Here is an 11580-nt window from a genome sequence, read left to right on the forward strand (position 1 = left end):
AAAGCCAGCTCAAGGGAGATTGAGCTGGCCAAGGAGGTGGTTCCTGGTATAGTCCGGTGCTTTATTTTGCATTCGAAGTAAATTGCGAATGCATATTAACCAGTCACCCTAAAAATAGATGTGATCGAATTCTTGTTTTCGAAGAATTCCTTATTTTGAATGCGGATTCCGGGTGTCGGTTTCTTCCAGATTACGCAACAAAATAGCGAATTCCAGGCTGACATCTTCCGGCAACGCGACATATACGAAGTGGCCATTACCCGGCGCCACGTCGGTCGGCTGACCTTTTTTGTTGCGCAGCGCTTCCAGTGTGAACTGAACGTTACCCTGCGGCGTCATCATTTCCACACTGTCGCCGACGCTGAACTTATTTTTCACGTCGATTTCTGCCCAACCATCCTTACGGTTACCGGTGAATTCACCGACAAACTGCTGGCGGTCGCTGACGGAGAAACCGTATTCGTAGTTCTGTTGTGCGTCATGCGTATGACGGCGCAGGAAACCTTCGGTGTAACCGCGATGCGCCAGGCCTTCCAGCGTTGAAAGCAGAGTCGGGTCAAAAGGTTTTCCGGCGACTGCATCGTCAATGGCGCGGCGATAAACCTGTGCGGTGCGGGCGCAATAGTAGAAGGATTTGGTACGGCCTTCGATTTTAAGCGAGTGCACACCCATTTTGGTCAGGGTTTCCACGTGCTGTATCGCCCGCAGATCCTTGGAATTCATAATATAAGTGCCGTGTTCGTCTTCAAACGCACTCATATATTCGCCCGGACGCATCGCTTCTTCCAGCATAAAGACTCTATCCGTCGGCTGGCCGATGCCTAATGTCGGTTCGGCGGCTTCAACCTGTTGAACGGGGATTGGCTCGTACTGATGCACGATATTGCCGATGGCGTCTTCTTTGCCTTCCTGAACCTTATATTCCCAACGACAGGCGTTGGTGCAGGTTCCCTGATTGGGATCGCGTTTATTGATGTAACCGGAAAGCAGGCAGCGGCCTGAATACGCCATGCACAGTGCGCCGTGCACGAAGATTTCGATTTCCATGTCCGGCACCTGAGCGCGGATTTCAGCGATCTCTTCCAGCGACAATTCGCGGGATAAAATCACCCGCGTCAGCCCCATTTGTTTCCAGAATTTTACTGTCGCCCAGTTAACGGCGTTGGCCTGCACCGACAGGTGAATATCCATCTGCGGAAACGCTTCCCGCACCATCATGATAAGGCCAGGATCGGACATAATCAGGGCATCCGGCCCCATATCGATGACCGGCTGTAAATCACGGATAAAGGTTTTCAGCTTGGCGTTATGGGGTGCGATATTCACTACCACATAGAATTTTTTACCCAGAGCATGGGCTTCGTTGATGCCGGTCTCCAGATTCTGGTGGTTAAATTCGTTATTACGTACGCGCAGGCTGTAGCGCGGCTGACCGGCATAAACTGCATCGGCACCGTAAGCAAAAGCGTAACGCATGTTTTTCAGGGAGCCGGCAGGGGACAGCAGTTCCGGAACAAAAGAATCGCGGGTAAACATAGTCAATCTCAGTCTGATCACAAGTCAGGGCCGTCCCGGATGCGGGGCGACGAAAGGTCGGAATTGTAACGTCTGAGTTGATCAAAAGCAGCCAGTTCGTGTGGGTATTTGAGGTTTTACGGGGGCAGATCAATTTTTGCATCCTGAGGCTACAACAGGGAATGTGGCAGCCTCAGGACAATCAGGTCAGGCGGTTTGCTGGGTAAGATCACGGATATCGGTACTGGTACCGTTTTTCACGACCGACTGAACGCCTTTCTTCGATGCACTTTCCGTGGAGTACATTTCGCTCACGCCGATCACCTGATGATTTTTTGCTTTCAGCACAAAGTAGAACTGGCCGTCTTTCGAGGGTTTGACTTCGTACTGCGCTTCGTCAGGTGCGTTGGTTTGAACCGATGAAATGCCGTTTTCGGCCGAGGCTTTGCTGGCATACATTTCACTGGTGAGGATAATCTCTCCGTTCCCGGCCTTCAGGTTAAAGTGAAACTGTCCATTCTTCGCTTTTTTCAGATCATAGTGACCATTAGCCATAAAGGTAATCTCCATCAGAGGGGTTATTTTCCAGAGATAAGTGTAGTTAAAGGAAACTTTTTCGCGGAGACAGGAGAAATTTAAGGCATGAAATGTGAACTGGCCGACAGACTTTCAGCAACTTTACAAAACTCAATTGCCGGCCAGAAGCGCGTTAAACCAAATGGCAGGGCTCCGCTTCCCAGCGGTAACCGACGCCGTATACCGCGCGGATAAACGCCTTTTCGCCGTCCAGTGATTCGAGTTTGCGACGCAGATTTTTGATGTGGCTGTCGATGGTGCGATCGGTCACAACGCGGTAATCGTCGTAGAGATTATTGAGCAGCACTTCGCGGGTAAAAACGTAACCCGGTTTGACGGACAGGGTTTTCAGCAGGCGGAATTCCGCTGGCGTCAGCTCCAGTTCGTGCCCCTGGAATGTCGCCTGAAAGCGGGCTTCATCAATATGCAGACCGGTTTCTTTTGCCACGTGCTCATCCGGACGTACACAACGGCGCAGGATCACTTTCACGCGCGCGACCACTTCCCGCGGGCTGTACGGCTTGCAAATGTAATCATCGGCACCGATTTCCAGGCCAAGCAGGCGGTCGATCTCTTCGGTTTTGGCGGTCACCATCATGATCGGGACATCAGAGAACTGGCGGATATCGCGGCAAATCGACAGGCCACTGCTGCCCGGCAGCATCAGATCCAGAAGGATCAGCGCCGGTGGCTGATTTTTAACCAGCGTAATCACGTCGTGCCCGTCCGGTAACCATTGGGTGGCATAGCCGGCGGCTTCCAGGTAGTCGATCAGCAACTGGGCGAGTTTAGGTTCATCTTCCACGATCAGAATTTTCAACGGCGCAGGGCCGGACAGTACAGAGTCGTTCATTCAGTTTCTCAGGCCATGTGGAACAGAAAGGGGCAGGACGATGGTAATGCGCACGCCACCTGCCGGAGAGTGGCTGGCGCTGATTTGCCCGCCGTGGGCTTCGACGATATTCTGGCAAATCGCCAGACCTAACCCCGAGCCGCCGCTGGCGCGGTTACGCGAGCCTTCGGTACGGTAAAATCGTTCAAAAATACGGATCAGTTGTTCATCACTGATGCCCGGCGCGCTGTCCTGGAACATCAGATGCAGCGTTTTTTCGCGAATTTCTCCCAGAATTTCCAGGCCGCCATTTGGGTCAGTATAGCGCAGGCTGTTTTCCAGCAGATTGTTGATAAGTTGCGACAACCGCTGCGGGTCACCAAATACTTCGGCGCTTTCCGGCAGATGGCTGGTGAGCGTTAAATGTTTGTTGTGGAAACGATCGCGCGAACCGGCCTCTGCCAGTTGCACCAGATGTACCACATCAGTGTCGACTTTACGGTACGCCAGCGCACCGGCATCAGACAGCGAAAGCTGGTGCAGGTCATCGACCAGTTTGGTCAGAATCGATACTTCAGATTGCAGTGATTCCAGTGAACCGACTGTCATTTTTCGCACACCGTCCTGCATGGCTTCCAGCTCACCGCGCAATACCGCCAGCGGGGTGCGTAATTCGTGAGAAATATCCGCCATGAATGCCCGGCGCATTTGCTCGTTTTTCTCCAGCGTCATTGCCAGCTGGTTAAAGTCCTGCGCCAGTTTCCCCAGTTCGTCTTCACTGTCGACCTCCACGCGGGTGCTGAAATTCCCTGCGGCAAGCTGGTGGGTGCCATTCACCAGCCGTTTTACCGGCGCGAGCATTCCGCGGGATAAAACCCAGGTTACGGCGGCGGCCAGCAGTGCAGTAAATGCGACAATCATCCAACTGGTCCGGCTTTGCTGGCGCTCAAAGTTGATATCGGCATCGCGGGTCAGGCGCTCAGCAGGTGTGGAAATTACCGAACCGATGACGACGCCATCAACGGTCATCACGCGGCGCGGTCCCTGCAGATCGGGGGGAACAGGCTGATCGTAACCACCGATCCGGCGGTCGTGACTGTCGAGGATCCAGAATTTTGTCCGCCAGCCCTGCGGTGGCATTCTCGGGCTGCTGTTTTGTTCAAATGAGCGCATCAGCTGATAGATTAACCGGTCATTTGTTTCCAAAAATTCCCAGTTGCCATGCTGCTTGTACTGCTCCTGCAATGTGTCCGCCAGCAGCTCGACACGCTGTTCATTGCTTTGGCGGATGTAGTCAATAAAGCCCCGTTCGAAGCTCATCCGTACGCCCCAGTTCATGGTGATCAACACCAGCGCGCAGGTACAAAAGATGGCCATAAACAGCTTGGCAGTGATACCAGGTTTCATGATTTTCTCATCGGATCGGGGGAGCCGGCCTCAGCACGACGACGGCTAATGATGGCATTTTTCTGCGTGTCAGGCGGCACTTTGGAAAATACCCAGGCGGGCAGGGCAATCACCAGTGCCATTGACATGTAGCAATACAGGAAAGCGGTGTGCAGGGTGCTGCTGTCAGGCGTAATCGCTTGCTGATGTGCAAACAGGCCAATCAGCAACCCGGCGACGCTGACACCGAGGCTCATCGACAATTGCATGATCATCGACAGTAAGCTGTTGCCGCTGCTGGCAAGGCGCGGCGGCAAATCTTTGAGCGTAAGAGTATTCATCGACGAGAAGCGCAGGGAGTTCACCATTCCCTGGAAGAAAAGCACAATCGGGATCATCCACATGGCGCCATAAATCGCCACCAGCGGGAAGATAAGCGTAATCAGTGCCAGCAGCAAGGTGGCGCTGACCAGTGCAGAACGGTAACCCAGCTGATTTACCAGCCGGACCACCACGCGTTTCATCCCCATGCTGCCCAGCACCATCGGGATCATCATCAGCCCGGCGTGGAAGGGCGTAAAGCCCATCCCGAGTTGCAGAAAGACCGGCGTCATAAATGGCAACATGCCGCTGCCGATACGTCCCAGCAGGCTGCCGATCAGACCGATCTTAAAGGTTGGTGTATGGAACAGGCGCAGGGAAAACAGTGCCGAGAGATTGCCGCGCGCATGCATCCAGTAAATGCCCAGCGCGCCGCCACCGGCCACCACCAGCAATACGATTTCCAGCGCCGTCAGCCCCATGCTGCGGCTGCCTTCCAGTGCCAGCGTCAGCGTCGCCATACACACGGCCAGCATGACAAACCCGCTGATATCAAAGCGCCGGGTCTGCATTTTATAATTTGGCATGATCATTAATGTGGCGATGCAACCGGCCAGACCGACCGGCAGATTGATCAGAAAAATCCAGTGCCAGCTGGCATATTGCACCAGAAAACCACCCAGCGCCGGACCCAGTAACGGACCGACCTGACCGGGCAGTGTCACCATCGTCATTGCTGCCATGTATTCGCTGCGCGGGACAATTTTCAGCACCGTCAGCCGTCCGACCGGCACCATCATCGCGCCGCCGATCCCCTGAACTATGCGCGACATCACCAGTTCACGCAGGCTTTCCGATTGCGCGCACAGTAGCGAGCCGAGCGTGAACAGCACAATGGCTGAAAAGAATACCCACTTCACACCGACTTTATCCGCCAGCCAGCCGCTCGCCGGTAACATCACCGCAACCGTCAGCACATAAGCGACAATAACCGAATGCATGTGCAGCGGGTTTTCGCCCAGACTGCGGGCCATGGACGGCAGGGCAGTATTGACGATCGTGGTGTCGAGGGCCTGCATAAAGAAGCCAAAGGCGACGATCCACAATTGCCAGCGAACCGAAGGTGGCAGCGGCGTGGAAGGCGATAAGGTGTCAGTGTTTTCAGATTTCATGAGTCATCGCATCAGCACAATCATTTTTGTGGCATTTCAGGAGGGAATTCACCTGCAGACCGGCTCACAGTGTAGCCAGAATGTTTCAGCAGAAAATGGAGGAAATAAGGAGAGTCTTTCCCATTTTTTGACAATTCCTCTGACAATAAAGAATAGCTTTCAGCCTGACATTTTATATCAAAATGCTAAGGTTGACCTTTGACCATGAACCGTTCGCACGCAAAGTAAGTCTAATCTGAACTTATAAAGGGAGAGAATGATGAGCAAAAGAGAACTGGGTCGTTCAGGTATTCAGGTGCCGCTGTTAACCTTTGGTGGCAATGTATTTGGCTGGACCGTCGATCAGGCTGCCTCGTTTAACCTGCTGGATGCCTTGCTGGATCATAAACTGAATTTCATCGATACGGCAGATGTGTACTCGAGCTGGGTTGAAGGCAACAAAGGGGGAGAATCCGAAACCATCATCGGCAACTGGCTGAAAAAATCCGGTAAGCGTGACCAGATCATTCTCGCCACCAAAGTCGGTAAGCCGATGGGCGAAGGTAAAGTTGGTTTGTCGCCGCGCTATATTAAAGAAGCGGTAGAAGCCTCTCTGAAACGTCTGCAAACAGATTATATCGATTTGTATCAGTCACATGATGACGATGCGGATACACCGCTGGCTGAAACTATGGCGGCATTTGACGCGTTAATCAAAGAAGGGAAAGTGCGCGCCGTCGGGGCATCCAACTACAGTGCGCCGCGTCTGGCCGAAGCGCTGAAAGTCAGCCAGGAAAACGGGCTGGCACGTTATGAAACGCTGCAACCACAATATAATTTGTATGACCGCAAAGTGTATGAGGAAGCGCTGGAAAAAGTCGTGACAGATAATGGTCTGGGCGTCATCAACTTCTATGGCCTGGCCGCCGGCTTTCTGACCGGGAAATATCGAACCAAAGCCGATGCCGGTAAGAGTAAACGCGGCGAAAACGTGATTGCGCGTTGCCTGAATGAGCGCGGCCTGAAAGTATTGGCCGGACTGGATCAGGTGGCTGAGAAGCATGGCGCACAACCGGGACAGGTTGCACTGGCCTGGCAGATTGCCCGCCCGGGCATTACCTCACCGATCGTCAGTGCGACCTCCCTGCAACAGCTCAATGAACTGGCGCAGGCCGCAACCCTGAAACTCGATGATACCGATATCAGGACCTTAAATGACGCCAGTGCCTGGTAAACCCGGGTTCTGAGATATAAAAAAACCGCCTGATTCAGGCGGTTTGCGTTTATCTGCATCTTTAAATCTTAACGGAACAACGTTTGTGCCCAGCGCGCCAGACCGGCGGTGACCGAGCCAAAATCATTCCCTCCGACCAGCGGGATACCCGGTAACTGAGCCTGCAACGCAGCACGCAATAACGGTGAACGCGCACTGCCACCGGTCAGGTAAATTACATCCGGTTTAATTTCGCTGCTGGCAAGTGCCAGACTGACCTGCTCCTGAATACGTTCCAGTGGCTGAGAAATCGCTTCGCTCAGTTGTTGCTGGCTGATCGTTTCTGCCAGACCCGATTCAATGAAGTCCATTGCCGCCGTTACGCTTTCATGTTCAGACAGTGCAATCTTACTTTCTTCCGCTGCACGAACCAGACGGTAGCTCAGACGTTGTTGCTGAATTTTCAGCAGGCGTTTGATCAAATCAGGCTGTGCTGCATCGCGGATCAGATCACGCAACATGCGGCCATTCGCCACACTATAGAAATCCAGTTGCGCCGGAACGTCGTTGGTCGCGACGGCATTCCAGTAAGGCAGGGCCGGAATAGCGATACCTTTCTGGGTTTCACTGCCCATACCAAATTGTGGTGTCAGTTGCTTGAATGCGGTCATGATATCCAGATCATTACCGCCGACGCGGCAACCACTATGGCCGAGCAGGCTGTTCTGACGCTCTGCTTTATCACGCCATTGTGGCCCCATCAGCAGCACCGAGCAGTCGGTGGTACCGCCGCCGATATCGACAACCAAAACCGTTTTCTCTTCGGTCAGTGTGGCTTCGAAATCCAGACCTGCCGCCACCGGTTCAAACTGGAAAGCGATATCGCGGAAACCTGCGCGTTCAGCCGCACGCTGCAAAATCCCCTGCGCCTGGGCATTGGCCTCTTCACCCCCCATACCCTGAAAGTTAATCGGGCGGCCGATAACGGTCTGTTCAATACTTTCCTGCAAGACGGATTCAGCCTGGCGTTTGATGTGGAACATCATCGCGCAAACCAGATCTTCGAACAGAGCGATCTGTTGAGGTTTCAGGCCATTTGCGCCAAGGAACGATTTTGGCGAACGCACAAAGTACACTTCTTCCGGATCTTCCATATAGGTCGAAAGCGCCTGCAAACCGAAGTTTACGCTGTTGGCATTGACCGGAATATCTTCCTCGCGGTTAAAGCTGATACTGCGACGCAGCAGCGCCAGATTTTCATCACTGCCTGCCGGAACCTGTCCGTGACGGTTCAGCCATTCGCTGACCGCTTCACGTGTCGGCGCACAAAGCATGGAGGGTAAGTAAGGATCGTTATTTTCGAGCGCCAGAAGGTGAGCGTTATTGTCACGCATCACCGCAACGGAGCAATTCGCTGTACCGTAGTCAAATCCAATAAACATCATTGTTCCCCATGCCAAAGAAGGGACGGGACTTTACCGGAGAGAGCGAGATTCATCAAGTCAGATGGGCGGTACAATTCTGAGGAAGTCCCTCTCCTGGGACGGAGAGGGAACAAAGGGCGGAGAATTACTTCATTTCTATCACTTCAATAGCCCCTGTGCTTTCGCGACGACATTATCAGCGGTAAAGCCGAACTCTTTAAACAGTTGCTCTGCGGGTGCGGATTCCCCGAAGGTTGTCATGCCGACAATGGCACCGTTAAGGCCTACATACTTGTACCAGTAATCGGCGATACCGGCTTCAACAGCGACGCGTGCGGTCACCGTTTTCGGCAGAACAGACTCACGGTACGCTGCGTCCTGCTGATCGAAAACATCGGTGGACGGCATGGAAACCACGCGAACCCTGGTACCCAACGCGGTCAGTTTCTCTGCGGCTTCCACCGTGATGCCGACTTCAGAGCCGGTGGCAATCAGGATAACGTCCGGTGTGCCGTCAGAATCTTTCAGTACATAACCGCCGCGAGCTACGTTAGCCAGTTGCTCAGCCGTACGGGGCTGCTGAGTCAGGTTCTGGCGCGAGAAGATAAGTGCAGAAGGACCGTCAGTACGTTCGATGGCGTATTTCCAGGCGATAGCTGATTCTACCTGATCGCCCGGACGCCATGTGTTCATGTTTGGCGTCACACGCAGGCTGGCCATTTGTTCTACCGGCTGGTGCGTCGGGCCGTCTTCACCCAGACCGATAGAGTCATGGGTATACACGAACACGTTGCGGATTTTCATCAGTGCCGCCAGACGAACGGCGTTACGGGCATATTCCACGAACATCAGGAATGTCGCCGAATACGGCAGGAAACCGCCGTGCAGGGCGATACCGTTAGTGATGGCGGTCATGCCAAATTCACGGACACCGTAGTGAATGTAGTTACCCGCTTTATCGTCACCGATAGATTTTGAACCAGACCACATCGTCAGGTTACTTGGCGCAAGGTCCGCAGAACCGCCGAGGAATTCAGGCAGGATTTTACCGAAGGATTCCAGGGCGTTTTGCGAGGCTTTACGGCTGGCAATATTGGCCGGTTTCGCCTGCAATTCTTCGATGTATTTCTGCGTTTCGCTTTGCCAGTTAGCAGGCAGTTTGCCGCTCACACGGCGCTCAAATTCTGCGGCCAGTTGCGGATAGGCTTTTGCGTAAGCCGCAAATTTCTCGTTCCAGGCTTTCTCTTTCGCTTTACCGGCTTCTTTGGCATCCCACTGGGCGTAGATATCCTGCGGGATTTCGAAAGGCGGGGAGTTCCAGCCGATATGTTTACGGGTGGCTGCAACTTCATCATCGCCCAGCGCAGCGCCATGCGCGCCGTGGGTGCCGGCTTTGTTCGGTGAGCCGAATGCAATCACGGTTTTGCATAGCAACAGCGACGGTTTGTCGGTCACCTTGCGGGCTTCTTCGATGGCGGCTTTTACGGCGTCAGGATCATGCCCGTCAATACCGCGGATCACATGCCAGTGATAGGCTTCAAAGCGTTTGGCGGTGTCATCGGTGAACCAGCCTTCAACATGGCCGTCGATGGAGATACCGTTGTCATCATAAAACGCAATCAGCTTGCCGAGCTTCATGGTGCCGGCGAGTGAACAGGCTTCGTGTGAGATGCCTTCCATCATGCAGCCGTCGCCTAAAAAGGCGTAGGTGTAGTGGTTCACGATGTCGTGATTTTCACGGTTAAACTGAGCTGCAAGCGTGCGCTCGGCAATCGCGAAACCTACGGCGTTAGCGATACCCTGACCCAGCGGGCCGGTGGTGGTTTCGACGCCCGGTGTATAGCCGAATTCCGGGTGCCCAGGCGTTTTCGAATGCAACTGGCGGAAGTTTTCCAGCTCTTTCATTGGCAGATCGTAACCCGTCAGGTGCAGCAGGCTGTATTGCAGCATTGATCCGTGTCCGTTAGACATCAGGAAGCGGTCGCGATCGGCCCATTTCGGGTTGGTCGGGTTGTGATTCATGTAATCACGCCACAGCACTTCAGCGATATCCGCCATTCCCATTGGTGCGCCGGGATGGCCTGAGTTCGCTTTTTGAACGGCATCCATGCTCAGGGCACGGATCGCATTCGCAAGTTCTTTACGAGAGGGCATATTCACTCCATCTGTTTTTTTCAAAGCTAAAGTTCAGCGCTTAAATTGAGTTAAAACTAAAGTTGTGCTGACAGCATATCTTCGAGTTTTTTCTGATCGACGGCGAACTGGCGGATACCTTCGGCCAGTTTATCTACCGCCATCGCATCCTGATGATGTTCCCAGAGGAATTCAGCCTGAGTCAGCGGTGCAGGCTTTTTACCCGCCTGAGAGGACGGCTGCAGTTTGCGTTCAACCGGCGCGTCACTGGCTTTTAGCTCTTCCAGCAGGTTGGGAGAAAGGGTCAGGCGGTCACAGCCTGCCAGTGCCAGAATTTGTTCCACTTTGCGGAAACTGGCACCCATGATGACGGTCTCGTAACCGTGGGATTTGTAGTATTCGTAGATATCCCGGACAGATTTCACGCCCGGATCTTTTTCAACGTCGTAAGTGGCATTGGGCTCTTTGGCTTTGTACCAGTCGTAGATACGGCCAACGAAGGGAGAAATCAGGTAGACACCGGCTTCGGCGCAGGCGCGTGCCTGAGCAAAGGAGAACAGCAGGGTCAGGTTACAGTTGATGCCTTCTTTTTCCAGTTCTTTGGCGGCCTGAATGCCTTCCCACGTAGACGCCAGTTTGATCAGAATGCGCGATTTATCAATGCCATGATCCTGATATAAACCAATCAGTTTGCGGGCTTTTTCGATACACAAATCCCGGTTAAATGACAGGCGGGCATCCACTTCTGTCGAGACGCGCCCCGGTACACTTTTCAGAATTTCGGCCCCGATATTGACGGCCAGTTTATCTGTGGCATTGATCACCTGAGCTTCTTTGCTGCCGCCTTGCTTGCGGGCATAGTCCAGCGCGTCTTTAACCAGGTTTTGGTATTGTGGCAGGTCGGCTGCTTTGAGGATCAGCGAAGGATTGGTCGTCGCATCCTGAGGCTCGAAATGACGGATAGATTCAATGTCACCGCTGTCGGCAACGACGGTGGTGATTTTTTTTAGTGCGTCTAACTGGTTCATC

9 protein-coding genes are annotated in these 11580 nt (G+C 53.5%); 1 reads left to right on the forward strand and 8 read right to left on the reverse strand.

Going from position 1 to position 11580, the window contains the following annotated elements; genetic code table 11:
• Positions 1-150: 150 nt before the first annotated feature.
• From yegQ to mdtD, 5 genes are all read right to left on the reverse strand, one after another.
• Positions 151-1536 carry a tRNA 5-hydroxyuridine modification protein YegQ gene (yegQ, locus tag DXU84_RS03500; RefSeq protein WP_013574405.1) on the reverse strand — a complete coding sequence of 462 codons (1386 nt, stop codon included), beginning with the start codon at positions 1534-1536 and terminating at the stop codon, positions 151-153.
• Positions 1537-1722: 186 nt separating this feature from the next.
• The gene (locus tag DXU84_RS03505) at positions 1723-2070 is read right to left on the reverse strand and encodes a YegP family protein (RefSeq protein ID WP_013574406.1); all 348 of its coding nucleotides are present in this window, start codon (positions 2068-2070) and stop codon (positions 1723-1725) included.
• Between the two features lie 154 nt (positions 2071-2224).
• Positions 2225-2944: a two-component system response regulator BaeR gene (baeR, locus tag DXU84_RS03510; protein WP_037036367.1), complete on the reverse strand. Its 720-nt coding sequence runs from the start codon at positions 2942-2944 to the stop codon at positions 2225-2227.
• The gene (gene baeS, locus DXU84_RS03515) at positions 2945-4330 is read right to left on the reverse strand and encodes a two-component system sensor histidine kinase BaeS (RefSeq protein ID WP_112151270.1); all 1386 of its coding nucleotides are present in this window, start codon (positions 4328-4330) and stop codon (positions 2945-2947) included.
• Positions 4327-5802, reverse strand: coding sequence for a multidrug transporter subunit MdtD (gene mdtD, locus DXU84_RS03520; protein WP_013574409.1), 1476 nt, complete (start codon positions 5800-5802; stop codon positions 4327-4329). The genes baeS and mdtD overlap by 4 nt, the downstream gene beginning before the upstream one ends.
• 259 nt (positions 5803-6061) lie before the next feature.
• Here mdtD and DXU84_RS03525 point away from each other — a divergent pair, with 259 nt between their 5' ends.
• Positions 6062-7015, forward strand: coding sequence for an aldo/keto reductase (locus DXU84_RS03525; protein WP_013574410.1), 954 nt, complete (start codon positions 6062-6064; stop codon positions 7013-7015).
• A 68-nt stretch (positions 7016-7083) separates the two neighbouring features.
• Here the strand turns inward: DXU84_RS03525 and yegD are convergent, their stop codons facing one another.
• The 3 genes from yegD to tal form a co-directional block, all read right to left on the reverse strand.
• The gene (gene yegD / locus DXU84_RS03530) at positions 7084-8436 is read right to left on the reverse strand and encodes a molecular chaperone (RefSeq protein ID WP_013574411.1); all 1353 of its coding nucleotides are present in this window, start codon (positions 8434-8436) and stop codon (positions 7084-7086) included.
• 141 nt (positions 8437-8577) lie between these two features.
• Entirely contained in the window at positions 8578-10572 is a 1995-nt protein-coding gene (gene tkt, locus DXU84_RS03535) for a transketolase (protein WP_112198397.1), read from the reverse strand.
• Between the two features lie 56 nt (positions 10573-10628).
• Positions 10629-11579, reverse strand: coding sequence for a transaldolase (tal, locus tag DXU84_RS03540; RefSeq protein WP_112198398.1), 951 nt, complete (start codon positions 11577-11579; stop codon positions 10629-10631).
• Between the last annotated feature and the right edge of the window lies 1 nt (position 11580).

It is taken from the genome of Rahnella sp. RcJ3, from assembly GCF_009498575.1.
GTDB lineage: Bacteria > Pseudomonadota > Gammaproteobacteria > Enterobacterales > Enterobacteriaceae > Rahnella > Rahnella aceris.